Source organism: Streptomyces sp. A0958 (genome assembly GCF_004795035.1).
Lineage (GTDB): Bacteria > Actinomycetota > Actinomycetes > Streptomycetales > Streptomycetaceae > Streptomyces.
Genome location: NZ_SSBK01000002.1, coordinates 74585 through 100550, shown reverse-complemented (window position 1 = coordinate 100550; position 25966 = coordinate 74585). Strand labels below are relative to the sequence as shown.

The following is a 25966-nucleotide window of genomic DNA, read 5'->3' as shown; positions in this document are numbered from 1 at the left end:
CCCGCCGTCTCCCCCAGGGACCACCGGAGGCAACCCCATGACCATCCACCTCCCGCAGGGCCCGTACGAACCCCGGGCCACCCCGCTCGACCTGACCCCGACCGGGACGCCCCTCGCCTCCCGTACGGTCTTCTCCGCCGCGCACGTCGTGGCCGACCCGTACGCCGACGTCACCCCCGACTCACCGGCCGCCGTCGACTGGGACGCCACGCTCGCCTTCCGCCGCCACCTCTGGTCGCACGGCCTGGGCGTCGCCGAGGCCATGGACACCGCGCAGCGCGGCATGGGCCTGGACTGGGCGGGCGCCGAGGAGCTGATCCGCCGCTCGGCCGCCGAGGCGAAGTCGGTCGGCGGCCTGATCGCCTGCGGTGTCGGCACGGACCAGCTGCCCCCGGGCCCGGCCACCCTCGCCGAGGTGCGTGGAGCGTACGAGGAACAGCTCGCCGTCGTCGAGGAGAACGGCGCCCAGGCCATCCTGATGGCCTCTCGCGCCCTCGCCGCCGCCGCGCAGGGCCCCCAGGACTACCTGGAGACGTACGCCCACCTCCTGCGCCAGGCCACCGAACCGGTCGTCCTGCACTGGCTCGGCCCGATGTTCGACCCGGCGCTCGACGGCTACTGGGGCTCCACCGACCTCGACCGGGCCACCGACACCTTCCTCCAGGTCATCGCGGAACACCCCGACAAGGTCGACGGCATCAAGATGTCCCTGCTCGACGCGGACCGCGAGATCGACGTCCGGCGCCGGCTGCCGAGTGGGGTGCGCTGCTACACCGGGGACGACTTCAACTACCCCGAGCTGATCGCCGGCGACGACCGGGGCTTCAGCCACGCGCTGCTCGGCATCTTCGACCCGCTGGGCCCGCTCGCCGCGCACGCGGTACGGGTCCTGGACACGGGCGACACCAGGGGTTTCCGCGAACTGCTCGACCCGACGGTCGAGTTGTCCCGGCACCTCTTCCGGGCGCCGACCCGGTTCTACAAGACGGGTGTGGTGTTCCTGGCCTGGCTGGCCGGCCACCAGGACCACTTCACGATGGTGGGCGGCCTGCAGTCGGCCCGCTCCCTGCCGCACCTGGCCAAGGCGTACGAACTCGCCGACCGGCTCGGCCTGTTCCCCGACCCGGAACTGGCCGAGTCCCGGATGCGCGCCCTGCTGACCGTCCACGGAGGTACCCGATGAGCGACGGCCGTCTCTCCGTCAACCAGGAGACCGTCAAGCAGTGGTCGCTGCCCGAGCTGGCCGAGGGCTGCGCGAAGGCGGGCATCGACAAGGTGGGCCTGTGGCGGGCCCCGGTCCAGGAGTACGGGGTCGAACGCACCGCCCGACTCCTCTGCGACCACGGCCTGTCCGTCACCAGCCTGTGCCGGGGCGGCTTCTTCACCGCCCTCGACCCGGCACAGCGGGCCCGCGCCCTGGACGACAACCGCGCCGCGATCGAGGAGGCGGCCGGCCTGTCCACGGACACCCTGGTCCTGGTCTCGGGCGGCCTGCCGGAGGGCAGCAAGGACCTGTACGGGGCCCGCGAACGCATCGCGGACGCCCTGGCCGAGTTGGGCCCCTACGCGGCCGAACGCGGGGTGCGCCTGGCCATCGAGCCGCTGCACCCGATGTTCGCCTCGGACCGCTGCGTGGTCTCCACGCTGTCCCAGGCCCTCGACATCGCGGAGCGCTTCCCGGCCGAGCAGGTCGGCGTGGTGGTCGACACCTACCACCTCTGGTGGGACGACCAGGCCCCCGCCCAGATCGCGAGGGCCGGTGCGTCCGGCCGCATCCACTCCTTCCAGCTGGCCGACTGGATCACCCCGCTCCCGGCGGGCGTCCTGCTGGGACGCGGCCAACTGGGCGACGGCAGCGTGGACTTCAGGGCGTTCCGTGCGGCGGTGGAGGCGACCGGCTTCGACGGCCCGATCGAGGTGGAGATCTTCAACGAGGCCCTGTGGGCGCGCGACGGCGCCGAGGTCGTGGCCGAGGTCGCCGCCCGGTACGCGGAGCACGCCTGCTGAATCCGGTGACTCCGGCGAGTCCGGCGAGTCCGGTGAATCCGGCTTCCTCCCCGGGGCCCGGCTGTGCGGTCCGGGCCCCGGGGGAGGGCGGCTCTACACGGCGGGAGCCTCGATGGTGACCGGCTCCCCGAGGTCGTAGAAGTGCTGGGACACGGTGCTGGGCGCCCCTCCCGTATGCGAGGTGGCCTGGGCGCCCACCGGGGTGCCGTCGTCCTCGATCCACAGGATGTACTCGGTCATCTCCGCGCCCTGGTAGTCGAAGTGCGCCGCGTTGGTGATGCGCCAGGCGTGGGTGTCCTTGCCGTTCTCCAGCGAGATCAGGGCCTTCTCGGTGTCGACCTTCCAGGTCGCGAACGTGCCGACGATGTCCGAGACGACCTGCGGATCGGAGAGCGTCCGGTACTTCCGCCCGAGCTCGGCGTCCACCGCCTCCTTGGAGTCGCTCTTCTCCCAGGCCCCGTCGGACTTGATCCACTCCTCGCCGCCGAGGAAGACGAACGAGTTCTTGGCGCGTTCTCCGCCCGCCCCGTCGACATCCCCCGCCAGCTCCGGATCGTCCCCGACCCGGAACCGCGTGGTGCCCGCCCGGTCCTTGTTGAGCATGTACTCGGTCCCCGTGCCGTAGGCCGCGAACGCGGCGGTCACACACGCCGCCAGGTCCTTGCCGGCGAGCTTCGCGTCCGACGCCAGCCCCAGGCTCTCGCACTCGGCCGGCTCCACGTACGCGGTGGCCTCGCTCTCCTCCGGTGCGGGCGAGGACGCGGAGGCGGGCGCGGAGGGAGGCGCGGAGGGGGAGCCGGCGGGCGACGAGGCCGCCGGCTGCGCCGCGTCCGTGTCCGGGTCGTCGGACGAGCAACCCGTGAGGAGAGCGGCGCCGACCGCGGTGACCGTCAAGGCTGTTATGAGGTGCTTCGATCTACCCATGGCCGGGATGGTAGCGGGACCGGGGCCCTCTCGACGGATGGGCCGGATCGCCGCTCCACTGACGGCCAGTCACCCCCACACCCCATCGGCCCTGCGGAGGATTCCCGATCCCCCTGGCCGGACCGCTCCTTCGACGGCGGCCGGACCTGGGCATCAGGCAGCAAGCTCGGTGCCATCGCCGTACCCGCCGGTCAAACCGGTCGACTGCACGCACCCCAAGGTCGTCCACCACAACCACGGGGTCAGCACCCACTGCTTCCGCAAGGCCACCGCCAATGACGCCCCCCGGAGAACCACCTCGGCGTCCGGCACCACGCCCCCCTGGCCGAAGGCGCTCCCGGCGGACGTGCCGTTCAACCCGGAGAGCTGAGCGGTCGGGCCGGGGCACGAGCGCCGGCCCGCAGCCGGGCGAGGTCCGACGCGTCCTGTCGGGCCTCGCCCCCTTCCGGTGCTTCCGTGGCGGGAGGACTCCTCGCAGGTCCATGCCTCGTAGACTCGGCCCTCCGAGTGATCCGCACGCTTTCGGTACCATCTATCAGTATCAGCCACCCGTCAGTTCCCTATGGTGCGCGAACCGAGTCCAATGCCCTCAACCATCCGCATACCGCTCAGGTCCGGGCAGATCGGTTCGGTGAAGCCGCGGCCGATGAGGAGTTCGCCGAGACGCTGGGCGGCGTGATCCGGCCGACGTGGAACCGGAACAGCCTGCCCCGCCCCTCCACACCGGACGGAACCGTTACTCATGTACGTCTCCCGCGTGTACGTCGAGAACATCAAATCGTTCCACGGCCCGCGCGTCGTCGATCTGACACTGACCCGCCCGGACGGCACGCATGCCGGCTGGACGGTCCTCGCCGGACGGAACGGCGCGGGAAAGACGACACTGCTGCGGGCGCTGGCCCTGGCACTCAGCGGGCCGGTCGCCGCGCGGGGACTCGTGCAGGGGTTCGAGAACTGGATGTCGCGTGGAGCAGTCGAGGGCTCGGCGCAGGCGAAGATCGTCAGGGACGCGGCCTTCGACCGTTTCAGCGCGTCCGGGCGCACCCAGACCAACTTCTGGGCGGGCCTGCGCTGGACGGCTCCGGCGGAAGACATGAGCAGCCGCAAGAGCGCGCAGCCGGCACTGGAAGGCATCAGGCAGAACCCCGAAGCCACGAGCGCCACCCCCGCACAACGCGGTCCCTGGGCGGACAACCCGACGGGCTGGTTCTGCGCCGCCTACGGCCCATTCCGGCGGATGGCCGGAGGATCGGGCGAGGTCCAGCGGCTGATGCTCGCCTCCGGCCCGGTGGCCCGACAGGCGAGCCTCTTCCACGAGGACGCCTCACTGGCCGAAGGAGTCGCCTGGCTGATCGAGCAGCACCTACGGGCGCTCGAAGGCCGGGAGGGCGCCGCAGCACTCAAACGTGCAGCGCTGTCGGTCCTTGGCCACGGGCTGCTTCCCGACGGCTACCGGGTCGAGGACGTCGACTCCGAGGGGCTGTGGGTGACCCGCGACGGTCACCGGTACCCGCTACGGGAGATGAGCGACGGATTCCGCACGGTGGCCGCACTCGTGGTCGATCTGCTCAAGCAGATTCACGATGCCTTCGGCGACGACGCGTTCAGCGGAGACGAGGGCGAGCGCGGTCCCGGCCTCCTGCCAGTGCCCGGTGTCGTGATCATCGATGAGATCGACGCCCACCTCCACGTCTCCTGGCAGCGCCGCATCGGCCCCTGGCTGACCGAACACTTCCCCAACATCCAGTTCATCGTGACGACCCACAGCCCGTACATCTGCCAGGCGGCCGATCCCGGCGGCCTCATCCGCCTGCCCGGTGTGGAAGAGGAAGGGGCCCCCGAGGTGGTGTCGGAGGACCTGTACGAGCGAGTGGTCTACGGCAGCGGTGACGACGCGGTCCTCTCCGAACTCTTCGGCCTCGACACCCCGTACTCCGAACAGGCCGAGCGCCGCCGTGCCGAATTCGTGGCGCTGGAGTCCCGGGTGTACGAGGGGGACACGTCACCGGAGACGGTCGAGCGCTACAAAAAGCTCAAGGAACTGCTCACCAGCTCACCGGCCGCGCGGGTCCATGAAATGTCCGCCCAGCTCCACCGCCTCTCCGAGGAGATCGGTGACGGAGAGGGCGGCAAAGGTCAGTGATCCGGCTGGAACGGGCTCCGCTGCCTCCGGGCACGGCAGCGCACCTCACCACGTACACCGATCGGATCGAGCGGACCGCCGAGGCCGACCGCAAGGCGAAGGCCGCTGACCTCTGGGCCCACACCACCGTCCGCCGTCGCGTACGTGGCGGTCTCCTGGCCACCCTCGCGGACATGGCCCCCGGCCACCAGCGCTGCATGTACTGCGGCGACAGCCAGGGCACGGACATCGACCATTTCGAGCCGAAGAGCCTCGCCCCGCTGCGCACGTTCGAGTGGCTCAACCACCTGCTGGCCTGCGCGTACTGCAACAGCAACCAGAAGCGGAACACCTTCCCGCGCTCGGAGAGGGACGGCAGCCCGCTCCTTCTCGATCCCACACTTCAGGAGCCGCTGGAGCACCTGCGGCTGATCCTGCCGGTGGGCAGGTACAAAGGGCTGACGCCCCAGGGCGAGGCGTGCATAGCCGTGTTCGGACTCAATTCCCGGGGAGTCCTCGTCGACGGCCGCAGAACGGCTTACGCAACCGCCAAGCAGTCGGTCGAGCTGTGGCGGATCGCCACGGACCGAGGTCAGCATGACAAAGCGGCGGAGATCGTCCGGGTGGCCTGGAACCGGCCGCTCGCGGACGTGCTGGCGGCGATGTTCCACCAAGCCGGCCATCGCGCGGCGGAGCTGTTGTTCACGGGCGAGGAAGAGACCCTGGGACTGCTGCGCGACCAGGGCCTGCGCGCGTCGTTCCTGTCCCGCGCCTGACATCGGCCCGGCGGCCCCGTCCGGGCGGGGCCGCCCCCGGCGTGGGGTGAGGTCAGGCGGAGAGGTGCCCGTCCTTGAGCGCGGTGACGAAGGAGGACCAGCCGGCGGGGGAGAAGGCGATGGCGGGGCCGGCGGGGGTCTTGCTGTCGCGGACGGGGACGGTGGCGTGGCCGGCTGCTACTTCGAGGCAATCGCCGTTGGCACCGCCGCTGTAGCTGGACTTGCGCCATTCGGTCAGGGGCGCGCTGTCAGTGGCGGGCTCGGTGATGTGCATTTTCGTACTCCTTCGCGATGCTTCTGACGAGCGCCACCGACTGTTGCCTTGAGGCCGCGTCACTCAGGGCGAGAGTGTAGGAGGTGTGGCAGGAGCCAACCAGCGCTGGGTCATCCACCAAGCGCCCGTTGTGAAGTCCCTCGATGTACGCCAGCGGGGCCGCGTCTGCGAAGGACAGCAAGTAGAGCATGCCCTCCAGAAGCGCGTGTGCTCCGGATGCGAACGGCAGCACATGCATGCGCACGCGCCCGGAATCGGACATGTCCGCCAACTTGTGCAGTTGCTCTGCCATCACCTCTGGTCCGCCGACGCGGCGCCTGAGAGCCGCCTCATCGAGCAGAATCCACGTTACCGGTGCCGATGGCTTATCCAGCAGCACGGCTCGTTTGGCACGGCTGACAACCAGCTCGTCAAGTTCCTCTGCGCTGTGGTTAGGGCGGTATGCCTCGAACACGGCTCGCGAATACGTTTTCGTCTGGAGCAGCCCCGGGATGAGAGAGCCGCCGTAGTGACGGATCTCCGTAACCTCACGCTCCAACTCGGCCACTACACCGAAGTAGTGTGCGTACGCCGGGTCCAGATCCTCCAGCCACCGCTCGAAGAATCCGTCCGTCCCCAACGCCCGGTCGATCCGCTGCGCGTCCTCCGGACTCGGCAGCCGCCGCCCCGCCTCGTAATGGCTGATGAGGGTGGGCGAGCAGACCACCATCTCGCTCAGGGCTTCCTGCGTCAGGCCCGCCGCGATGCGCCGCAGCCGCAGCTCCTCGCCGTACTTCTGCCTCGGCGTACGCGGACCGTGTTTCGTTCCCATGCAGTCCAACTCCCCGTCTTGACACACGCGCTGTCATCCCCGACCCCCTGGCAGCGTAGCCACGAATGACCCCACTCTGTGATGGGTTCGCTACGGAAAGAAGCGGCCGACCCTCGAACGAGGAAACCGAGAGACCCCCGCGACCGACGCAACCGGTCCGGGGGCATGGTCACCCCCAGAAAGCAGGCTGACATGAAGCACGCTATCGCCCGACTCCTGAAGCCGGTACGCCGACGGCTGTCCCCCGCGCAGCGCCAACAGCCCCCCGTGGTCCACCCGCACGCCTACGCGTACCCCTACTCGTGCACCTGCGCCCACCGGGCCGTGGCATGAGGACGAGCACCGAACCGACCGACCGCGCCGACGCGTCGGGGATGCGGCTGCTGCCGTGGACGGGGGCGGGCGGGAAGCCCTGTTACGTCGTCGGGGACGGCACTGGCTACGTCTCGCGGATGGCCGACGACGTGGAGGACATCCAGCTGGACATGGCGAACGAACTGCTCGGCCACGCCGCCGATCTGCTGGCGGACGACGCGTCCACCGGGTCGCAGGTCCGCTTCGTCGCCAACAGGCTGAACGAGTCGCTGCGCCAGATCGTGCGCGTCGCGGAGAGCCGCGGGGCGCGGCTCGAATTGCTCGCCCCGGTGAACGGGGCGCCGGACGGCTGACGCCCACCCGTCCGGCGCTCCCCGCACCGGGGGGCGCCGGACGGGCGAGGGGCCCTACATCCCGGCGACGCTCCCGCAGGTGATGGTGCCGTCGACGGTGATCGAGTCACCGGTCGGGTCGGTCGGTCCGAGTTCCAGCCCGGCCACGGTGACGACCCAGGTGCCGCCGCTCTTGCTGCCGGTGATCCCGGGCGCGGAGGTGTGGAGGTAGCTCGTGCCGTCGTCCGTGGTGAGCGTGGTCATCGCCTTGTCGTCGGTCACGACGGCGGTGAACGAGGGCTTCGCGGGGGTGGAGCTGTCCGCGCTGTCCGGTGCGGTGATGGCGGCGAGCTTCCCGTTCATCACTGCGCACCCGACGCTCTTGATGGAGACCTCCCCGCTCGCGCCACCCTTGTAGCTGAGCTGCGCGGACCCCTTCCCGTCCCCCGCCGGCTCCGAGCCCTCGTCGTCCTTCGCCTTGTCGTCCTTCCCCGCGTCGGCGGGCGCGCTCGCCGAGGAGTCGGACGCGTCCTTCTTGGAGTCATCGCTGTCCGACGAACACCCGGTGAGGGCCAGCGCGGCGGCGGCCAAGGCTATGAACGGGACGGTCAGGGCGCGGGACCTGTGCATCTTCGAAACCTTTCGACAGCCTGTGAGGACGCTCACCGTACAGGGACCGCACCTGCGGACGGCGGGACTCCGGGGAGCGTGCGGACACAGGCGGCGCGGGTGGCCGGCTGCGCTCGGGGACCGGGCAGCGGCCGGAGGGGGCGGTCAGGCGTGGTGCCAGCGGTTACGCCCGTCGGCGGCGGGGCCACAGACCATCGGGGTGCCGGCGGCGGTGACGCCCGTGGCGGGGGGAGAGCAGAACGCCCCGGGGTGCACGGTTCCAGAGCTGCCGCCCGAGGTGCCTCCGCCCGAAGCGCCTCCGCCCGAGGAACTGCCGCCGGAGGACGACCCGCCGGAGGAGCCGTCGCTCGGAGTGTTTCCGCCCGAAGGAGCCCCGCTGCCCCCGGAACTTCCGGACCGGGCGGCGCCGGATGAATGCCCGTCCCCACCCGAGGCGCTTCCGCTTCCGTCCCCGTCCTCGTCCTCGTGACTGTCGGGAGCGTTGGCCGGGTCCTCATAGGTGGTGTCTTTGGAGTCGGGACAACTCCGCACGCTGCTGTCGTCGGTCCATCGCCCCAGATCGAGCCGGACCTCGGTGGTGGAGTGAACCTGCTTCTTGTCGTCCGGCGACTGGAAGCAGACGTGCCATTCGTTGCCGTTCTTCGCCGCCTCATCGGCGGTGGGGGCGTCGACATCGAGGTAGACGTCGTCGAGCGTGACGCGGCTGAGCGAGATGCCGGAGTGAGTCAGGGACTTGACCGCCGAGGCGTAGGTGGCGCCGACGACATCCGGCATCATCGGCCACGCAAGCGGGCCCCCGTCCTCCTTCGGGCACGGCTCGCCGCTTTTGGCCGCCGCGAAGTCGATCGTCATCCTGGCCGTGTCGGAGTCCTGAAAACACACGCGCCAGTTCGCGCTGTTGTGGATGGCGCGGTTCTCCGTGGATGCGTCGTGACGGGTGGTGGTGAAACCGACGGACCGGGTCCGCTCCTCGGCCTCGGCCAGTGACCTGCCGGTGTAGTCGGCGATCTCCGGAGGCGCGGATGCGGTGGCGGACGACGCGGGTGTATGCCGCTCGTCCGCCGCTGCGGGAGCCTTCGCGTTGGCCTTGTCCGTGCTGCCGTCATCGAGTTGGCCACCGATACCCCCGCCGATGGCGAACAGCAGGAGGGCGCCGAACGTCGCGCCGAGCTTGGCGAACCAGCGCCACGGCGGAACGGTCCACATCGCCACCATCGCGGCCATCATCGAGAGGAGGCCGAGGTAGGGATTGAGTGCGCCGGTGAGAGCGACAAGAAGGAGAAGCCCCAGCGCGACCGGGGTGGACTTCCACCGAGGCCGGGGCCGAGGCGGAGGCGGAGGCGGGGACGGGACGTTGTACGGGTTCATCGACGTTTCGTTTCTCTGGCACCTGTGGGCGGTCGGCGTACTTCCGGTGAAGTGGTGCCACGGCGGAGGCGAGATCCTGCGGCCGAACCGTGCCGTATCGGCCGGTCGGCGTGAGCGGAATTTCGGGAGTCCTCGCCGTGGGCGCCCGCCCGTGCTTGGAGTAACGATCATTCGGGCGTGACGCTACGGGCGGTGGATGTGCACGGCATTCCGGGGAGGGGTCCGGGGTGTCGAGAAGCCCTGAGCGATGTCATGCCGCCACCCACGAGACGGGTTCCAGGCATCCCATGTGCTGCGTACAACCCGTCACATAACCTCGTGCGGGAGTCCTTACATGAGGGTGTGTTCCTCTGGCCCGAGGAGGCGAAGGTGACCGGAACCGGCGCGCGGTGGCTCGTGGGCGTGCTGGTCGTGGCCTGCGTGCTGCTAGCCGGCCCCAGCGCACCGGAGGGCGCCTACATCGCCAAGCCGCTGCCGGCCGGCGCTCCCCAGGAAGTCGTGCCGAACCGCGTCATGACGTGGAACATCTGCAATCCCTGCAAGGGGAGCGGCCGGAACGTCGGCCGGGCGGCGGAGATCGCCACGTACGCGCCTCAGGTCATCGGCCTGCAAGAAGCGTGCGTGGGTGATGTCGAGAGAATCCGGGATCATCTCCAGTATCTGTACGGGCTGGTCTACCACGTCGAGTACGGATCGGTTCTGCGGAGTTGGAGCCGCTGCGGGGGAGTGCCGTGGAGTCCGGGGGGCTTCGGCCAGGCAATCCTCTCGGCCGCTCCGATGACCGACCCCGTGAACGTGGAGTACCCCGACGGCGGTTCCGAGGACCGCGGGTACATGGCCGTCACCACCCTCGTGGACGGCACGCCCGTCCGGGTCTTCAACACGCACCTGGCCCAGTGGAGTCAGGATTCAGTCCGCGCCAAGCAGACCGCCGTGCTGGCGAAGGCGGTCGCCCGGCATGACCGCACGATCGTTCTCGGAGACTTCAACGCGGTGCCGGATGCCGCTGAACTCGCCGTGATGTGGGGCCCGGCCGCGGACGCGGACCCCGAGTGCGGTCCCTCGGCGGCCCGTACGTGCGAGCCGACCACCGATTGGCGCAGCAAGTTCGACTACATCTTTCTGCGCGGCTTCGCCCCACTCGACCACGGTGCGCATCTCACTCCGTACTCCGACCACGATCTGGTGCGGGCCGATCTGAGGCGGGCGTAACGAGGTGCTTCTGCGGGCGGCCCACAGGGAGGGGGAGGCGAGTCCCGACCTGGTCAATCGGGCCGCCCCTGCCACCCGCAGCCGTGTCGTGCGGACGCGAGGTGAAGCGAGGCCGGTACCCCGAGGGTGGTGCCGAGGATTCGACCCCGGCCGGCCCACCACTCCAAGGATCAGCACAGGACAAGGCCTAGGCTCGCGTTCATGCTGAGACTAGGAATCCCCGTCATCGGTGTCACGGACGTTCCCCGCGCAGAGGCTTTCTGGACCGCCGCCCTGAACCTGGTCGCCACCGAGGAGTGGAGGACCGAAACGTGGCGGACGCTCACCTACCCCGACGGCTCCGGCCGAGCCCTTGGCCTGTTGCGCAGCGCCTCCCCGGCCGAGCCGCACCCCCGCCTCCACCTGGACCTCTTCACGGACACGGCCGAGGAACAACAGGCGGAGGTCCGGCGACTGGTCGGTCTCGGCGCGCGAACCGTCGACTGGGACCACTACCCGCCCGATCCCGACTTCGTTGTTCTCGCCGATCCGGACGACAACATCTTCTGTGTCGTGGACCTGAGCCGTGCACCCAGCGGCGGTGACCGGCCGACGCCCTGACGGCCCTGGCGACGGCCGGACCGGCGAGAGTCCCGCTGTCCCGGACGGGGGCCCCGGTGTCACCGCACAGCGGCCCCCTCGGCCGGCGGCGCGGAGGCCGACTCCTCGTACTCGGCCCGCGCCGCCGAGACGGACATCGACCGGCTCGTCGTCGCCCCGTCGCCCGGGTCGCCCGGGTCGGAGGTCAGAACGGCGGGCGCCCGTGGGTCCGCCGGTACCTGCGGTACCAGGGATGGCGGACGACCCCCACGACGAACAGGAACGCGCCGAGGCCGCTCACGACGGCGCAGATGAACAGGGCGACCACATCGCCCCAGCTCCCCAGCGCGTCGCTCACGGAACTCCCGCGGCTGCTGTGCCCGCCGTTGAGGCCGCTGACGAGAGTGCCGATGCCGAGGACGAGCACCAGCAGTCCGGCGATGACGGCGTCCTTCGGCCTGCGCAGAGCCCCGAACCGGTGCGGGCCGTTCCTGCCGCCGCCGAACCACGGCAGTGGCTCGGCCGGCTCGGGAGTGCGGGGCCGGCCCTCGGACGGGTCCATGCCTGAAGCGTAGTCCGGGAGCCGGGGCATCCCGGACGGGCCCCACGCGGCCCCCGGTCCCGGAGCCCGGTGTCAGCCCGGCCCGGTACCGTCGAGCCATGTCCAGCATGCCGAACATGGCCGTCCTCGAAGGCGTACTCGAGCGCATCACGTACGCGAACGAGGAGAACGGGTACACGGTCGCCCGCGTCGACACCGGGCGCGGGGCCGGGGATCTGCTCACCGTGGTGGGCTCGCTGCTCGGGGCGCAGCCGGGGGAGTCGCTGCGGATGGAGGGGCGTTGGGGCTCCCACTCGCAGTACGGGAAGCAGTTCACCGTCGAGAACTACACGACGATCCTCCCGGCCACCATCCAGGGCATCCGCCGCTATCTCGGCTCCGGGCTGATCAAGGGCATCGGCCCGGTCATGGCCGACCGGATCACCACCCACTTCGGCGTCGACACCCTCGACATCATCGAGCGGGAGCCGAAGCGCCTGGTCGAGGTCCCCGGGCTCGGGCCGAAGCGGACGAAGATGATCGCCGCCGCCTGGGAGGAACAGAAGGCGATCAAGGAGGTCATGGTCTTCCTCCAGGGCGTCGGCGTCTCGACGTCCATCGCCGTCCGTATCTACAAGAAGTACGAGGACGCCTCGATCTCCGTCGTGAAGAACCAGCCCTACCGGCTGGCCGCCGACGTCTGGGGCATCGGCTTCCTCACCGCCGACAAGATCGCCCAGGCGGTCGGCATCCCGCACGACAGCCCGGAACGGGTCAAGGCCGGACTCCAGTACGCGCTGTCCCAGTCCACCGACCAGGGGCACTGCTTCCTGCCCGAGGAACGGCTGATCGCGGACGCGGTGAAGCTCCTCCAGGTGGACACCGGCCTGGTCATCGACTGCCTGGCCGAGCTGGCCGAGGAGCCGGAGGGGGTCGTGCGGGAGAAGGTGCCGTCGCCCGAGGGCGGGGAGCCGGTCACGGCCGTCTATCTGGTGCCCTTCCACCGGGCCGAGATCTCGCTCGCCTCGCAGGTGCGGCGGCTGCTTCGGACGCCGGAGGAGCGGATGCCGGCCTTCGCGGACGTCGACTGGGACAAGGCCCTGAAGTGGCTCGCGGGCCGCACCGGCGCCAAGCTGGCGCCCGAGCAGGAGGCCGCCGTACGGCTCGCGCTCAGCCGGAAGGTCGCCGTCCTGACGGGCGGGCCGGGCTGCGGCAAGTCGTTCACGGTCCGCTCCATCGTGGAGCTGGCCCGCGCGAAGAAGGCGAAAGTGGTGCTGGCCGCGCCCACCGGGCGGGCGGCGAAGCGGCTCTCGGAGCTGACCGGGGCCGAGGCGTCCACCGTGCACCGGCTGCTGGAGCTGAAGCCCGGCGGCGACGCGGCGTACGACCGGGACCGTCCGCTGGACGCCGACCTGGTCGTCGTGGACGAGGCGTCGATGCTCGATCTGCTCCTCGCCAACAAGCTCGTCAAGGCGGTGGCACCGGGTGCCCATCTGCTGCTCGTCGGCGATGTGGACCAGCTGCCCTCGGTGGGGGCGGGGGAGGTGCTGCGGGACCTGCTCGCGGACGGCGGCCCGGTCCCGGCGGTCCGGCTGACCACCATTTTCCGCCAGGCCCAGCAGTCGGGCGTCGTCACCAACGCCCACCGGATCAACTCGGGCGTGCCGCCCCTCACCCAGGGGCTCAGCGACTTCTTCCTCTTCGTCGAGGACGAGACGGAGGACGCCGGGGTGCTGGCGGTGGACGTCGCCTCCCGTCGTATTCCGGCCAAGTTCGGACTGAATCCGCGCCGGGACGTACAGGTCCTCGCCCCGATGCACCGGGGCCCGGCCGGGGCCGGTCATCTCAACGGGCTCCTCCAGCAGGCGATCACCCCGGGCCGGCCCGGGGTGCCGGAGAAGCGGTTCGGCGGCCGGGTGTTCCGCGTGGGCGACAAGGTGACCCAGATCCGCAACAACTACGACAAGGGCGAGAACGGCGTCTTCAACGGCACGGTGGGTGTCGTCACCGGCCTTGACCTGGACGAACAGCGGCTGACGGTCCTCACCGACGAGGACGAGGAGATCGGTTACGACTTCGACGAGCTGGACGAGCTGTCCCACGCGTACGCCATGACGATCCACCGTTCCCAGGGCAGCGAGTACCCCGCCGTGGTCATCCCGGTGACGAGGAGCGCCTGGATGATGCTCCAGCGGAACCTGCTGTACACCGCCGTGACGCGGGCCAAGAAGCTCGTCGTGCTGGTCGGCTCCCGGCAGGCGATCGGCCAGGCGGTCCGCACGGTTTCCGCAGGCAGACGGTGTACGGCGCTGGATTACCGGCTGCACGGAGGCCCCGGAGGAGGATTCCCGGAAAAAATGATCGATCAAATCGGTGGGAAACATCACGGAGGTCTTCCGGAACCGCAGTCAAGGGGGCAGGATGGCTAAGTTCGCGGCACTCAGTGCCGCGAGTAGGTCCAATGGACGACCCCGAGTGCACTCTCCTGAGCCAAATGGGGGAGGGTGGAGACAGTCAGGGAACCTCGAAGAAGAGGCACTACGTCGGTGAGGGATGACGTGAGCGAGCACACCAACAACGCTGTGGTACTGCGGTACGGCGATGGCGAGTACACCTACCCGGTGATCGACAGCACCGTCGGCGACAAGGGCTTCGACATCGGGAAGCTCCGGGCGAACACCGGCCTGGTGACGCTGGACAGCGGATACGGCAACACCGCTGCCTATAAATCGGCCATCACCTACCTCGACGGCGAGCAGGGCATCCTGCGGTACCGCGGCTACCCGATCGAGCAGCTCGCCGAGCGCTCGACGTTCCTCGAGGTCGCGTACACGCTCATCAACGGTGAGCTTCCCAAGGTCGACGAGCTGTCGACCTTCAAGAACGAGATCACCCAGCACACCCTGCTGCACGAGGACGTCAAGCGGTTCTTCGACGGCTTCCCGCGCGACGCCCACCCGATGGCCATGCTGTCCTCGGTCGTCAGCGCGCTGTCCACGTTCTACCAGGACAGCCACAACCCGTTCGACGAGGAGCAGCGCCACCTCTCCACGATCCGGCTGCTCGCCAAGCTCCCGACCATCGCCGCGTACGCGTACAAGAAGTCGATCGGTCACCCGTTCGTCTACCCGCGCAACGACCTCGGCTACGTCGAGAACTTCCTGCGGATGACCTTCTCGGTCCCCGCCCAGGAGTACGAGCTGGACCCGGTCGTCGTCTCGGCGCTCGACAAGCTGCTCATCCTGCACGCGGACCACGAGCAGAACTGTTCGACCTCCACCGTGCGCCTGGTCGGCTCCTCGCAGGCGAACATGTTCGCCTCGATCTCCGCCGGCATCTCGGCGCTGTGGGGCCCCCTGCACGGCGGCGCCAACCAGTCCGTGCTGGAGATGCTGGAAGGCATCCAGGCCAACGGCGGCGACGTCGACTCCTTCATCCGCAAGGTGAAGAACAAGGAGGACGGCGTCCGCCTGATGGGCTTCGGCCACCGGGTGTACAAGTCCTTCGACCCGCGCGCCAAGATCATCAAGGCCGCGGCCCACGACGTGCTGTCCGCGCTCGGCAAGTCCGACGAGCTGCTCGACATCGCGCTCAAGCTGGAGGAGCACGCGCTCTCCGACGAGTACTTCGTCTCGCGCAACCTCTACCCGAACGTGGACTTCTACACGGGCCTGATCTACCGCGCCATGGGCTTCCCGACCGAGATGTTCACCGTGCTCTTCGCGCTCGGCCGCCTCCCCGGCTGGATCGCCCAGTGGCACGAGATGATCAAGGAGCCGGGTTCCCGCATCGGCCGCCCGCGCCAGATCTACACCGGCGAGGTCCTGCGCGACTTCGTCCCGGTCGAGGGCCGCTGAGCGCCTGACCGGACCCTCGTATCGCCCCGGCCCTGACTGACGCCGGACTCCTTCGCCCCCGACTGCCGCGCACTCACCCCGAGCGAGCGCGGAGTCCGGGGGCGTTGTGCGTTTCAGGGCGCCGGCCGTGGGTGCCACGGAATGGAGCCCGGGGCTCGGGGCGCTCCCGTGTACAGCGAGAAGCGCCCCGCCATCGATCCCCCCACGGGCCGACAGCGAGGCGCTTCCCATATCCCGGAGCGGATTCCCCCCACGGGATCCGGCCGGGCGTTCTGTGGGAGCCGAAGCTCCTGGGTGTTCCTCGGTCCTGCTTGTCCTGCGCTTCTTCCGCCTGCTCCTGTGGTCTGCCGGGGTACGTACTGACGGGAGGGCCGCTCAAAGCTCCCCGGTGTACGTGCCCCGGCCCACGCTTGCCCGGAGCATCCCCCAAGACGCTCCGCCGGACGTCCCCCAAGACATCCTTGGCATCGCACTCTAAGACTCGCGAACCCATCGAATGGTTACCCTGAAACCGATGTGATCTGAATCTCATTGTGGAAATTACGTGAAGGACCGCAGGCGCAGGCTGTTCGTCACGACGAAGACCGATGAGAAGGCCATCGCCGCTCCAGCAATCATAGGGTTGAGCAGGCCAAATGCCGCAAGGGGTAGAGCGGCAACGTTGTAGCCGAATGCCCAGAAAAGGTTGCCCTTGATCGTAGTGAGGGTGCGCCGGGAGAGACGGATGGCGTCAGCGGTCACCTTGAGATCTCCACGAACCAGCGTCAGATCGCTCGCCTCGATCGCCGCGTCCGTGCCGGTGCCCATGGCCAGGCCGAGGTCGGCGGTGGCCAGCGCGGCGGCGTCGTTGACCCCGTCACCGACCATGGCGACCACCCGCCCCTGGGCCTGAAGACCCTCGATGACGTGCGCCTTTTCCTCCGGCAGCACCTCCGCGCGGACCTCCTCGATGCCGACCTCGCGGGCCACGGACTGCGCCACGGCCCGGTTGTCGCCGGTCAGCAGGATCGGCGTCAGGCCGAGCGCCCGGAGCGCGGCGACGGCCTCCGCGCTGGATTCCTTGACCGCGTCGGCGACTTCGAGGACGCCGCGCGCCTCGCCGTCCCAGGCGACCGCGATTGCCGTACGTCCCTGAGTGGCGGCCTGCGTCAGTGCGGCGGTCAGTGTGTCGGGGAGGTTCGTTCCGGTGTCGGTGAGCAGCCGGGGGCGTCCGACGAGGACGGTGTGGTCTTCGACGGTGCCCCGGACGCCGAGTCCGGGGACGTTGGTGAAGTCCTGGGGGGTGGGGAGGGGGGCGCCGGTGCGGTCGGTGGCGCCGGTGGCGACGGCCTGGGCGATGGGGTGCTCGGAGGCGTGTTCCAGGGCGCCGGCCAGGCGCAGGACGTCGGTCTCGGTGGTGCCGGGGGCGGTGTGGACGGCCTGGAGGGTCATGCGGCCGGTGGTGACCGTGCCCGTCTTGTCGAGGACGATCGTGTCGACGCGGCGGGTGGACTCCAGGACCTCGGGGCCCTTGATCAGGATGCCCAGCTGGGCGCCGCGCCCGGTACCGACCATGAGGGCGGTCGGCGTGGCGAGGCCCAGGGCGCACGGGCAGGCGATGATCAGGACGGCGACGGCTGCCGTGAACGCGGCCGTCACGTCGTCCGTGGTGAGCAGCCAGACGATCAGCGTGCCGAGGGCGATGAGCAGGACGACCGGGACGAACACCGCCGAGATCCGGTCGGCCAGGCGCTGCACCTCGGCCTTGCCGTTCTGCGCGTCCTCGACCAGCTTCGCCATCCGGGCCAGCTGCGTGTCGCCGCCGACCCGGGCCGCCTCGACGACGAGCCGGCCGGAGACGTTCACGGTGGCACCGGTGACCTGGTCCCCCACGCCCACGTCGACCGGGACGGACTCGCCGGTGAGCATGGACGCGTCCACCGCCGAGGCGCCCTCCACGACGGTCCCGTCCGTCGCGATCTTCTCGCCCGGGCGGACGACGAAGCGGTCGCCCACGGCGAGCCGGCCGACGGGGATGCGTACTTCGGCGCCGCCCCGCAGGACGGCCACGTCCTTGGCGCCCAGATGCATCAGGGCCCGCAGGGCCGAACCCGCCCTCCGCTTGGACTTCGCTTCCAGATAGCGGCCCAGCAGGATGAAGGTGACGACGCCCGCCGAGACCTCCAGATAGATGGTGGCCGAGGCCTCGGTGCGGGAGGCCGTCAGGTCGAAGCCGTGCCGCATGCCGGGCATCCCGGCGTCACCGAGGAACAGCGCCCACAGGGACCAGCCGAAGGCGGCGAGGGTTCCGACGGAGACCAGGGTGTCCATGGTGGCCGCGCCGTGCCGCAGGTTGGTCCAGGTGGCCCGGTGGAAGGGCAGCCCGCCCCAGACGACGACGGGAGCGGCGAGGGTGAGCGAGAGCCACTGCCAGTTGTCGAACTGCAGGGCCGGGATCATCGCGAGGGCGACGACGGGGGCGGCGAGGACGGCGGAGACGATGAGCCGCTGCCGGAGGGGGGCGAGCTCGGACGCGGCTCCGGACTCCGGTTCCGGTTCCGGTTCCGGTTCCGGTTCTCGGTCGGGTTCGTGCTTCGGCCCGGATTCCGGTTCTTGTCCCGGTCCCTGTCCCGGTTCTCGTTCCGGTTTTTGCTGCGGGCCGGATTCCGGTTCTGTCGCCGTCTCCGGTTCCGGGCGGGTGGTCTCGGCGGGCTCGGCGGCCTTCGGGGCGGGTCGGGCTACCGGCTTCGCGGTGTAGCCGGTCTTCTCGACCGTGGTGATGAGGTCCTGTACGGAGACGTCGGCGTCCCGGTAGCTGACGCGGGCCTTCTCGGTGGCGTAGTTGACGGTGGCGGTGACGCCGTCCATCCGGTTGAGCTTCTTCTCGACGCGGGCCGCGCAGGAGGCGCAGGTCATGCCGCCGATCACGAACTCGGCTTCCGAACTCGCCGCCGCAGCGGTTCCGGCCTCTGGTGCGCTGTGCATGTCCGAACTCCTGGAACGCCGACCGGGCCGTACCCCACCAGTATCTGCTGGTCGGTCCGGCCCGGCGGAAACGGGGTGGTGCGGGGAGGGGCGGTTCCCGAGGCGGTCAGGCGCGCCCGGCGAGCTCGTAACCCGCCTCGTCGACGGCGGCGCGTACGGCCTCGTCGTCCAGGGCGGCCCGGGAGACCACCGTCACCTGTCCGGTGGACGCCACGGCCTTCACCGAGGTGACACCGTCGATGGCGGAGATCTCCTCGGAGACCGCGCCCTCGCAGTGCCCGCAGGTCATGCCGGTCACCTGGTAGACGGTGGTCACGCCGGCCTGTCCGGCGTCCGTGCCCGCGCTGTCGTGGCAGGAACCGCTGGGCGAGCAGCAGGAGCCGGTCGCCTGGGGGAGCTGGGTCTCGGCGGTCATCGTGTTCTCCTCTTCGACGGGCACACAGGTGGGTGGGCGGGCGCACGCCGGTGCGCCTCCACGTTCTCCACTTTATACCCCTAGGGGGTATGACGCGAGTCGACCCGTGCGGGCGTGTCGTCGCGGACCTTGGTGCATTCCGGTGAAAACGGTGCCCGCCGAGACGGAGAGCCCGCGGCTGCGGGTCGTGCGGGGAGGGGAGGGCATGCGTCCAGGCTCATCACGCGGGGAGACGTGCGTCAAGGATACGTCCGTATGTCCGTACAAATGGTTGACAGTGATCAGGGGAAGAGTTAGACCGGAGACCGGCAGCCGCCGCGGCAGCCGCCCCCACCGGTAGCCCGAAGGGCGCCCAGCCGAAGGGACGCTGAATGCCTGAGCCGTACGACGTGATCACGATGGGGCGGATCGGGGTGGACCTCTATCCCCTCCGGACCGGTGTGCCGCTGGCCCGGGTCGACACCTTCGGGAAGTTCCTCGGCGGTTCCCCCGCCAACGTCGCCGTCGCCGCTGCCCGCCTGGGCCGGCGTACCGCCGTGGTGACCCGGACCGGGCAGGACCCCTTCGGCACCTACCTGCACGACCAGTTGCGGGGGTTCGGGGTGGACGACCGCTGGGTGACACCCGTCGCCGCCTACCCGACGCCGGTCACCTTCTGCGAGGTCTTCCCGCCCGACGACTTCCCCCTCTACTTCTACCGGCAGCCCAAGGCCCCGGACCTGGAGATCCACGCGGCGGAGCTGGACCTGGAGGCGATCAGGGCCGCCCGGGTGTTCTGGATGACCGGAACCGGGCTGTGCGCCGAGCCGAGCCGTACCGCGACGCTCGCCGCGCTCCGCGCCCGCGACCGCTCCGGGGGCATCACCGTCTTCGACCTCGACTGGCGCCCCATGTTCTGGGAAACCGGCGAGGAGACCGGGACGACGGCAGGAACGACGGCCGGGACCACACCCGCGCCGACGGCCGGGACCATGACCACGGCGTCGGCCGGGACCACACCCGCGCCGGCAACCGGGACCGCGGCCGGGACAACCCCCGCGCCCGCGTCCACCCCGTCCGCCCGTTACCGCGAAGCCCTCGCGTACGCCACGGTCGCCGTGGGCAACCTGGACGAGTGCGAGATCGCGACCGGCGAGCGCGAACCGTACGCGGCGGCCCGCGCCCTCATCGACGCGGGCGTCGAGCTGGCCGTCGTCAAGCAGGGCCCGGCGGGCGTCCTCGCCGTCCACCGGGACGGCACCGTCGCCGATGTGCCACCGCTGCCCGTCGAGGTGGTCAACGGCCTCGGCGCGGGCGACGCGTTCGGCGGCTCGCTCTGCCACGGGCTGCTCGCCGGCTGGGAGACCGCCCGCATCATGCGCTACGCCAACGCGGCCGGCGCCATCGTCGCCTCCCGGCTCGCCTGCTCCTCCGCCATGCCCTTCCCGCACGAGGTCGAAGCGGCCCTCGCGGAGGGCGCCGTCACCTCCCACGCCCCCGGAGCGGCCCGATGAGCCCGGCGGCCTCCCGGGTGTCCGAGCTGGTCCACCTGCGGATGCACCACCCGGAGGCCGTCGCGGAGTCCGCCGCCCGGCGCGCCAGGCGCCCGCTCGTCACCGGGCGCGGCCGGCTGATGATCGTCGCCGCCGACCACCCCGCCCGCGGCTCGCTCGCGGTCGGCGGACGCGAACTGGCCATGGCCAACCGCTTCGAGCTGCTGGAACGGCTCTGCCTCGCCCTCTCCCGGCCCGGCGTCGACGGCGTCCTCGCCACCGCCGACATCCTGGACGACCTGCTGCTCCTGGGCGCCCTGGAGAACAAGGTCGTCATGGGCTCGATGAACCGAGGCGGACTGGTCGGCGCCTCCTTCGAACTCGACGACCGCTTCACCGGATACCGCCCCGAGGACCTGGCCCGCCTCGGCTTCGACGCCGGAAAGCTCCTGCTGCGGATCGACCACCAGGACCCCGGCTCCCTCGACACGATGCACGCCACCGCCCGCGCCATCGACGCCATGGCCGCGCACCGGCTGCCCGTCTTCGTCGAACCCTTCCTCTGCCGCCGCGCCGCCGGCCGGGTCCGCAACGACCTGGGTGCCGCCGCCGTCAGCACCGCCATCGCCATCGCCTCGGGGCTGGCCGGCACCTCCGCGTACACCTGGCTCAAGGTCCCCGTCACCGAGAGACCCGAAGACATGGCGCGGGTCATGGAGAGTTCGACGCTGCCCGCCGTGCTGCTCGGCGGCGAGGTCGGTGACGACCAGGACGCGGCGTACGAGAAGTGGCGGGCCGCGCTGCGGCTGCCGACCGTCCGGGGCCTCGTGGTGGGGCGCTCGCTGCTCTACCCGGCCGACGGGGACGTGACCGCCGCCGTCGACACGGCCGTATCACTGCTCGCACCGGGCGGCACATCCGGGGAAGGGACATGAGTATGCGAGGACAACCGACGTACCACCTGCCCGCGGGCCGTACCGCCCACGGCCCCTACGCCCTCGACATCGGCCCGGAGCAGGCCGGATGGGAGCGGTCGAGCCTACGAGTGGTGGAACTGGAGCCAGGAGGAGTTCACACACTTGTCACCGGGGAGAGCGAGTGGATCGTACTGCCGTTGACCGGCAGCTGTACGGTGCACATCTCAGATGAGATCTTTGAACTGCTGGGCCGTAAGAGCGTGTTCAGCGGCGTAACCGACTTCGCCTATGTACCGCGCGACGCCCACGCACAGATCGCCTCCGGCGCAGGCGGCCGCTTCGCCCTGGCAGGAGCGAAGTGCGAGCGACGACTCCCCGCTCGCTACGGCCCCGCGCCGGAGGTACGCGTGGAACTGCGCGGCTCCGGCACCTGCTCCCGCCAGGTCAACGACTTCGCCGCCGCCGACACCTTCGACTGCGACCGGCTGATCGCCGTCGAAGTCCTCACCCCCGGCGGCAACTGGTCCTCCTACCCGCCGCACAAACACGACGAGCACCACCCCGGCGAGGAATCCGTCCTGGAGGAGATCTACTACTTCGAGGTGGCCGACGGCGGCCTCGGCTACCACCGCGTGTCCCCGTCCCGGCCCGGCGGCACCGACGTCCTGGCCGAGGTCCGCAGCGGCGACACGGTCCTCATCCCCGACGGCTGGCACGGCCCCACCATCGCCGCGCCCGGCCGCACCCTCTACTACCTCAACGTCATGGCGGGCCCCGGCGAGCAGCGGGAGTGGCTGATCCGCGACCACCCCGACCACCGCTGGGTCCGCGACACCTGGCCGTCCCAGCCGGTCGACCCCCGGCTGCCGCTCTACGGACCGGAGGACCGGGGATGACCGGGACGACCGGAACCGCCGGAAGGGCCGGGGCGACCACCCGCCGGCTCACCACCGCCCAGGCGCTCGTCGCCTTCCTCGCCCGCCAGTACACCGAGCGCGACGGCCGCCGCCACCGGCTGATCGCCGCCACCTGGGGCATCTTCGGCCACGGCAACGTCGCGGGCATCGGCCAGGCGCTCCTGGAGACCGGGCCCGCCATGCCCTACCTCCAGGGCCGCAACGAACAGGCCATGGTGCACGCGGCGGTCGGATACGCCCGCCAGTCCGGCCGGCTGTCCGCGCAGGCCGTCACCACCTCCATCGGCCCCGGCGCCACCAACCTCGTCACCGGCGCCGCCCTCGCCACCGTCAACCGCCTCCCGGTCCTGCTGCTGCCCGGCGACACCTTCGCGACCCGCCCCGCCGACCCCGTTCTCCAGCAGTTGGAGGTGCCGTTCGCGGGCGACGTCTCCGTCAACGACTGCCTGCGCCCCGTCTCCCGCTACTTCGACCGCGTCACCCGCCCGGAGGCCCTGATCCCGGCCGCGCTGCACGCCATGCGGGTCCTCGCCGACCCGGCGGAGACCGGCGCGGTCACGCTCGCGCTGCCGCAGGACGTGCAGGCCGAGGCGTATGACTGGCCGGCGGAGTTCTTCACCGAACGCGTCTGGCACGTACGCCGCCCCGCCCCCGACCCGTACGAACTCGACCGGGCGGTCCGGGCGGTGCGTACCGCCCGCAGGCCGCTGGTCGTCGCGGGCGGCGGGGTCCACCACAGCGCGGCCGAGGAAGCCCTCGCCGCGTTCGCCGCCGCCACCCGCATCCCCGTCGCCTCCACCCAGGCGGGCAAGGGCTCCCTGCGCCACGACCACCCCGCCGACGTCGGCGGCATCGGCCACACCGGCACCGCCACCGCAGACGACCTGGCCCGCACCGCCGACCTCGTCATCGGGATCGGCACCCGCTACACCGACTTCACCACCGCCTCCGCGACCCTCTTCGAGCGCCCGGACGTCCGCTTCCTCAACGTCAACATCACCGGCTTCGACGCCCACAAGCTCGCCGCGCTCCCGCTCGTCGCCGACGCCCGCACCGCCCTGGAAGCCCTCACCGCCGCCCTGACCGACCACCAATACCGCACCGACCCGGCGTACGAGAGCGAGTACACCGGGGCCAAGGACCGCTGGGAGCAGCGCGTCGACGCCGCCTACGCCACCCCCGACCCGCACGCCCGCCCCACCCAGACCCAGGTACTCGGCCTCCTCGACGCGCTGGTCACCGACGACGACATCGTCATCAACGCGGCCGGTTCCCTCCCCGGCGACCTGCACAAACTGTGGCGGGCCCGCTCCCCGCGCCAGTACCACGTGGAGTACGGGTACTCCTGCATGGGCTACGAGATCCCGGCCGCGATCGGTGTCCAGCTCGCCGCCCCCGGCAGCCCCGTCTGGACGCTCGTCGGCGACGGCACCTACCTCATGAACCCGACCGAGATCGTCACCGCCGTCCAGGAGAACCTGCCGGTCAAGCTCGTCGTCCTGAAGAACCACGGCTACGCGTCGATCGGCGGCCTCTCCGAAGCCACCGGGGGCGAACGCTTCGGTACGGCCTACCGCCACCGCGCCGCCGACACCCGCTTCACCGGACCCCCGCTCCCCGTCGACCTCGCCGCCAACGCCGCCTCGCTCGGGATGCGGGTCCTGCGCGCCGGGACGGTGGGCGAGCTGCGCGAGGCCCTGGCCGAGGCGCGCGCGGCGGACCGTCCCGTCTGTGTGCACGTGGAGACGGAAACGCCCGGTGCGGGACAGGGGCCCCCGCAGGCGCAGGCGTGGTGGGATGTCCCCGTGGCCGAGACGGCCACCCGCCCCGCGGCGGTCGCGGCACGGAAAGAGTACGAACGTCACAGCGCCGACCGACGCCGTCACCTCTGAAGGAGCCGCAGCATGAAGACCGTGAACCACTGGATCGGCGGCAAGACCGTCGAGGGCGCGTCGGGCACGTACGGCCCGGTGACCGACCCGGCCACCGGCGCCGTCACCACCCGGGTCGCGTTCGCCTCCCCGGACGAGGTCGACACGGCGGTGGCCGCCGCGAAGGACGCGTACACGACGTGGCGCACCTCGTCGCTGTCCGCCCGTACGGCGATCCTGTTCCGCTACCACGCGCTGCTGGACGCCCACCGGGACGAGATCGCCGCGCTCATCACCGCCGAGCACGGCAAGGTGCACTCCGACGCGCTCGGCGAGGTCGCGCGCGGCCTGGAGATCGTCGAACTGGCCTGCGGCATCACCACCCAGCTCAAGGGCGAGCTGTCCACCCAGGTCTCGAACCGGGTAGACGTCTCCTCGATCCGCCAGCCGATCGGGGTCGTCGCCGGCATCACCCCGTTCAACTTCCCGGCCATGGTGCCGATGTGGATGTTCCCGCTGGCCATCGCCTGCGGCAACACGTTCGTGCTCAAGCCCAGTGAGAAGGACCCGTCCGCCGCCAACCTGCTGGCCGAGCTGGCCGCCGAGGCCGGTCTGCCGGACGGCGTGCTGAACGTCCTGCACGGCGACAGGGCCGCCGTCGACGGCCTCCTGAACCACCCGGACGTCGCCGCCGTCTCCTTCGTCGGCTCGACCCCCGTCGCCCGCCACATCCACGCCACCGCCTCGGCCAACGGCAAGCGCGTCCAGGCGCTCGGCGGCGCGAAGAACCACATGCTGGTCCTGCCCGACGCGGACCTCGACGCCGCCGCCGACGCCGCGGTCTCCGCCGCGTACGGCTCCGCCGGTGAGCGCTGCATGGCGATCTCCGCCGTCGTCGCCGTGGGCGCGATCGGCGACGAGCTCGTCGCCCGGATCAAGGAGCGGGCCGCGAAGATCAGGATCGGCCCCGGCACCGACCCGGCCTCCGAGATGGGCCCGCTGATCACCGCCGCCCACCGCGACAAGGTCGCCTCCTACGTCACCGGCGCGGCCGCCCAGGGCGCCGAAGTCGTCCTGGACGGCACCGGACACACCGTCGAGGGCTTCGAGGACGGCCACTGGATCGGCCTCTCCCTCCTCGACCACGTCTCCACCGACTCCGACGCGTACAAGGACGAGATCTTCGGCCCGGTGCTGTGCGTGCTGCGCGTCGGTACGTACGAGGAGGGCGTCGCCCTCATGAACGCCTCGCCGTTCGGCAACGGCACCGCGATCTTCACCCGCGACGGCGGCGCGGCCCGCCGCTTCCAGATGGAGATCGAGGCCGGCATGGTCGGCGTCAACGTGCCGATCCCGGTGCCGGTGGGCTACCACTCCTTCGGCGGCTGGAAGGACTCCCTCTTCGGGGACCACCACATCTACGGCAACGACGGCGTGCACTTCTACACCCGCGGCAAGGTCACGACGACCCGCTGGCCCGACCCCGCCGACACCCCGGCAGGCGTGGACCTGGGCTTCCCCAGGAACCACTGACGAAGGCCCCGACCGGGCCGGGACCGACACCGGCGAGAACCGGAACGGGCCACGACCGATGCCGACCCCGGCCCCGGCCGATGCCGACCCCGGCCACGGCCCGTTCCGGCCGCCACGACCAGGCCGGTC

The 25966-nt window shown here is 70.8% G+C and carries 24 protein-coding genes; 16 read left to right on the top strand and 8 right to left on the bottom strand.

Translation table 11 applies throughout. The annotated features are described in order from the left end of the window. The first annotated feature begins 37 nt into the window (after positions 1 to 37). The gene (locus E6P78_RS02550) at positions 38 to 1183 is read left to right on the top strand and encodes a dihydrodipicolinate synthase family protein (protein ID WP_136201831.1); all 1146 of its coding nucleotides are present in this window, start codon (positions 38 to 40) and stop codon (positions 1181 to 1183) included. After that, positions 1180 to 2007, top strand: a complete 828-nt coding sequence (locus tag E6P78_RS02545; protein WP_136201830.1) for a sugar phosphate isomerase/epimerase family protein — start codon at positions 1180 to 1182, stop codon at positions 2005 to 2007. The genes E6P78_RS02550 and E6P78_RS02545 overlap by 4 nt, the downstream gene beginning before the upstream one ends. A gap of 93 nt (positions 2008 to 2100) precedes the next feature. Here E6P78_RS02545 and E6P78_RS02540 read toward each other — a convergent pair whose 3' ends face one another. Beyond that, a complete protein-coding gene (locus E6P78_RS02540) occupies positions 2101 to 2901 on the bottom strand; it encodes a hypothetical protein (RefSeq protein ID WP_240799017.1) in 801 nt (266 codons plus the stop codon). 199 nt (positions 2902 to 3100) lie between these two features. Here E6P78_RS02540 and E6P78_RS32635 point away from each other — a divergent pair, with 199 nt between their 5' ends. The 3 genes from E6P78_RS32635 (at position 3101) to E6P78_RS02525 (ending at position 5829) form a co-directional block, all read left to right on the top strand. Continuing rightward, a complete protein-coding gene (locus E6P78_RS32635; protein ID WP_168712534.1) occupies positions 3101 to 3301 on the top strand; it encodes a hypothetical protein in 201 nt (66 codons plus the stop codon). Positions 3302 to 3673: 372 nt separating this feature from the next. Further along, complete coding sequence (locus E6P78_RS02530; RefSeq protein ID WP_136201827.1) at positions 3674 to 5074, top strand: ATP-binding protein; 1401 nt, start codon at positions 3674 to 3676, stop codon at positions 5072 to 5074. Continuing rightward, entirely contained in the window at positions 5071 to 5829 is a 759-nt protein-coding gene (locus E6P78_RS02525) for an HNH endonuclease (protein WP_240799016.1), read from the top strand. Before E6P78_RS02530 ends, E6P78_RS02525 begins: the two co-directional genes overlap by 4 nt. Positions 5830 to 5881: 52 nt before the next feature. Here the strand turns inward: E6P78_RS02525 and E6P78_RS02520 are convergent, their stop codons facing one another. After that, the gene (locus E6P78_RS02520; RefSeq protein ID WP_136201826.1) at positions 5882 to 6103 is read right to left on the bottom strand and encodes a DUF397 domain-containing protein; all 222 of its coding nucleotides are present in this window, start codon (positions 6101 to 6103) and stop codon (positions 5882 to 5884) included. Beyond that, complete coding sequence (locus E6P78_RS02515; protein ID WP_136201825.1) at positions 6078 to 6914, bottom strand: helix-turn-helix transcriptional regulator; 837 nt, start codon at positions 6912 to 6914, stop codon at positions 6078 to 6080. Before E6P78_RS02515 ends, E6P78_RS02520 begins: the two co-directional genes overlap by 26 nt. Positions 6915 to 7106: 192 nt before the next feature. Here E6P78_RS02515 and E6P78_RS32630 point away from each other — a divergent pair, with 192 nt between their 5' ends. Together E6P78_RS32630 and E6P78_RS02510 are read left to right on the top strand one after the other, a co-directional pair. Then, positions 7107 to 7247 (top strand): hypothetical protein, encoded by a 141-nt coding sequence (locus E6P78_RS32630; protein WP_168712543.1) that lies wholly within the window; start codon positions 7107 to 7109, stop codon positions 7245 to 7247. After that, positions 7244 to 7582: a hypothetical protein gene (locus E6P78_RS02510; RefSeq protein WP_136201824.1), complete on the top strand. Its 339-nt coding sequence runs from the start codon at positions 7244 to 7246 to the stop codon at positions 7580 to 7582. The genes E6P78_RS32630 and E6P78_RS02510 overlap by 4 nt, the downstream gene beginning before the upstream one ends. Before the next feature lie 54 nt (positions 7583 to 7636). On the opposite strand, the gene E6P78_RS02505 is transcribed toward E6P78_RS02510, so the two are convergent. After that, positions 7637 to 8191, bottom strand: a complete 555-nt coding sequence (locus tag E6P78_RS02505) for a hypothetical protein (RefSeq protein WP_206307702.1) — start codon at positions 8189 to 8191, stop codon at positions 7637 to 7639. A gap of 144 nt (positions 8192 to 8335) precedes the next feature. Continuing rightward, positions 8336 to 9559, bottom strand: a complete 1224-nt coding sequence (locus E6P78_RS02500) for a PASTA domain-containing protein (protein WP_240799015.1) — start codon at positions 9557 to 9559, stop codon at positions 8336 to 8338. A 369-nt stretch (positions 9560 to 9928) separates the two neighbouring features. Here E6P78_RS02500 and E6P78_RS02495 point away from each other — a divergent pair, with 369 nt between their 5' ends. Next, positions 9929 to 10771: an endonuclease/exonuclease/phosphatase family protein gene (locus E6P78_RS02495; RefSeq protein WP_136201823.1), complete on the top strand. Its 843-nt coding sequence runs from the start codon at positions 9929 to 9931 to the stop codon at positions 10769 to 10771. Positions 10772 to 10972: 201 nt separating this feature from the next. Beyond that, positions 10973 to 11371 carry a VOC family protein gene (locus E6P78_RS02490; RefSeq protein WP_136201822.1) on the top strand — a complete coding sequence of 133 codons (399 nt, stop codon included), beginning with the start codon at positions 10973 to 10975 and terminating at the stop codon, positions 11369 to 11371. Positions 11372 to 11555: 184 nt separating this feature from the next. Here the strand turns inward: E6P78_RS02490 and E6P78_RS02485 are convergent, their stop codons facing one another. Then, positions 11556 to 11912, bottom strand: a complete 357-nt coding sequence (locus tag E6P78_RS02485; RefSeq protein WP_136201821.1) for a hypothetical protein — start codon at positions 11910 to 11912, stop codon at positions 11556 to 11558. A gap of 107 nt (positions 11913 to 12019) precedes the next feature. Between E6P78_RS02485 and E6P78_RS02480 the strand changes: the two genes are divergently transcribed. Both E6P78_RS02480 and E6P78_RS02475 read left to right on the top strand, forming a co-directional pair. Continuing rightward, complete coding sequence (locus E6P78_RS02480; RefSeq protein ID WP_136202041.1) at positions 12020 to 14320, top strand: ATP-dependent RecD-like DNA helicase; 2301 nt, start codon at positions 12020 to 12022, stop codon at positions 14318 to 14320. Between the two features lie 129 nt (positions 14321 to 14449). Continuing rightward, positions 14450 to 15748: a citrate synthase gene (locus E6P78_RS02475; RefSeq protein ID WP_018518088.1), complete on the top strand. Its 1299-nt coding sequence runs from the start codon at positions 14450 to 14452 to the stop codon at positions 15746 to 15748. A 540-nt stretch (positions 15749 to 16288) separates the two neighbouring features. Here E6P78_RS02475 and E6P78_RS02470 read toward each other — a convergent pair. Together E6P78_RS02470 and E6P78_RS02465 are read right to left on the bottom strand one after the other, a co-directional pair. Then, complete coding sequence (locus tag E6P78_RS02470) at positions 16289 to 18712, bottom strand: heavy metal translocating P-type ATPase (protein ID WP_136201820.1); 2424 nt, start codon at positions 18710 to 18712, stop codon at positions 16289 to 16291. A 106-nt stretch (positions 18713 to 18818) separates the two neighbouring features. After that, entirely contained in the window at positions 18819 to 19127 is a 309-nt protein-coding gene (locus E6P78_RS02465; protein WP_168712542.1) for a heavy-metal-associated domain-containing protein, read from the bottom strand. 371 nt (positions 19128 to 19498) lie between these two features. On the opposite strand from E6P78_RS02465, the gene iolC reads away from it, so the two are divergent. From iolC to E6P78_RS02440, 5 genes are read left to right on the top strand one after another with little or no spacing between them, the layout of a single operon-like run. After that, positions 19499 to 20620, top strand: a complete 1122-nt coding sequence (iolC, locus tag E6P78_RS02460) for a 5-dehydro-2-deoxygluconokinase (RefSeq protein ID WP_136201818.1) — start codon at positions 19499 to 19501, stop codon at positions 20618 to 20620. Beyond that, complete coding sequence (locus E6P78_RS02455) at positions 20617 to 21534, top strand: deoxyribose-phosphate aldolase (RefSeq protein WP_136201817.1); 918 nt, start codon at positions 20617 to 20619, stop codon at positions 21532 to 21534. Before iolC ends, E6P78_RS02455 begins: the two co-directional genes overlap by 4 nt. Beyond that, positions 21531 to 22412: a 5-deoxy-glucuronate isomerase gene (iolB, locus tag E6P78_RS02450; protein WP_136201816.1), complete on the top strand. Its 882-nt coding sequence runs from the start codon at positions 21531 to 21533 to the stop codon at positions 22410 to 22412. The genes E6P78_RS02455 and iolB overlap by 4 nt, the downstream gene beginning before the upstream one ends. Then, positions 22409 to 24325: a 3D-(3,5/4)-trihydroxycyclohexane-1,2-dione acylhydrolase (decyclizing) gene (iolD, locus tag E6P78_RS02445; RefSeq protein WP_136201815.1), complete on the top strand. Its 1917-nt coding sequence runs from the start codon at positions 22409 to 22411 to the stop codon at positions 24323 to 24325. Before iolB ends, iolD begins: the two co-directional genes overlap by 4 nt. A gap of 12 nt (positions 24326 to 24337) precedes the next feature. Next, complete coding sequence (locus E6P78_RS02440) at positions 24338 to 25837, top strand: CoA-acylating methylmalonate-semialdehyde dehydrogenase (protein ID WP_136201814.1); 1500 nt, start codon at positions 24338 to 24340, stop codon at positions 25835 to 25837. Positions 25838 to 25966: the final 129 nt, after the last annotated feature.

Excerpts from the sequence above, each read along its gene's own strand:
- E6P78_RS02550 (WP_136201831.1), top strand. The coding sequence starts at position 38 with ATGACCATCCACCTCCCGCAGGGCCCGTACGAACCCCGGGCCACCCCG.
- E6P78_RS02545 (WP_136201830.1), top strand. The coding sequence starts at position 1,180 with ATGAGCGACGGCCGTCTCTCCGTCAACCAGGAGACCGTCAAGCAGTGG.
- E6P78_RS02530 (WP_136201827.1), top strand. The coding sequence starts at position 3,674 with ATGTACGTCTCCCGCGTGTACGTCGAGAACATCAAATCGTTCCACGGC.
- E6P78_RS02520 (WP_136201826.1), bottom strand. The coding sequence starts at position 6,103 with ATGCACATCACCGAGCCCGCCACTGACAGCGCGCCCCTGACCGAATGG.
- E6P78_RS02515 (WP_136201825.1), bottom strand. The coding sequence starts at position 6,914 with ATGGGAACGAAACACGGTCCGCGTACGCCGAGGCAGAAGTACGGCGAG.
- E6P78_RS32630 (WP_168712543.1), top strand. The coding sequence starts at position 7,107 with ATGAAGCACGCTATCGCCCGACTCCTGAAGCCGGTACGCCGACGGCTG.
- E6P78_RS02510 (WP_136201824.1), top strand. The coding sequence starts at position 7,244 with ATGAGGACGAGCACCGAACCGACCGACCGCGCCGACGCGTCGGGGATG.
- E6P78_RS02505 (WP_206307702.1), bottom strand. The coding sequence starts at position 8,191 with ATGCACAGGTCCCGCGCCCTGACCGTCCCGTTCATAGCCTTGGCCGCC.
- E6P78_RS02500 (WP_240799015.1), bottom strand. The coding sequence starts at position 9,559 with ATGAACCCGTACAACGTCCCGTCCCCGCCTCCGCCTCCGCCTCGGCCC.
- E6P78_RS02490 (WP_136201822.1), top strand. The coding sequence starts at position 10,973 with ATGCTGAGACTAGGAATCCCCGTCATCGGTGTCACGGACGTTCCCCGC.
- E6P78_RS02485 (WP_136201821.1), bottom strand. The coding sequence starts at position 11,912 with ATGGACCCGTCCGAGGGCCGGCCCCGCACTCCCGAGCCGGCCGAGCCA.
- E6P78_RS02480 (WP_136202041.1), top strand. The coding sequence starts at position 12,020 with ATGCCGAACATGGCCGTCCTCGAAGGCGTACTCGAGCGCATCACGTAC.
- E6P78_RS02470 (WP_136201820.1), bottom strand. The coding sequence starts at position 18,712 with ATGCACAGCGCACCAGAGGCCGGAACCGCTGCGGCGGCGAGTTCGGAA.
- E6P78_RS02465 (WP_168712542.1), bottom strand. The coding sequence starts at position 19,127 with ATGACCGCCGAGACCCAGCTCCCCCAGGCGACCGGCTCCTGCTGCTCG.
- iolC (WP_136201818.1), top strand. The coding sequence starts at position 19,499 with ATGCCTGAGCCGTACGACGTGATCACGATGGGGCGGATCGGGGTGGAC.
- E6P78_RS02455 (WP_136201817.1), top strand. The coding sequence starts at position 20,617 with ATGAGCCCGGCGGCCTCCCGGGTGTCCGAGCTGGTCCACCTGCGGATG.
- iolB (WP_136201816.1), top strand. The coding sequence starts at position 21,531 with ATGAGTATGCGAGGACAACCGACGTACCACCTGCCCGCGGGCCGTACC.
- iolD (WP_136201815.1), top strand. The coding sequence starts at position 22,409 with ATGACCGGGACGACCGGAACCGCCGGAAGGGCCGGGGCGACCACCCGC.
- E6P78_RS02440 (WP_136201814.1), top strand. The coding sequence starts at position 24,338 with ATGAAGACCGTGAACCACTGGATCGGCGGCAAGACCGTCGAGGGCGCG.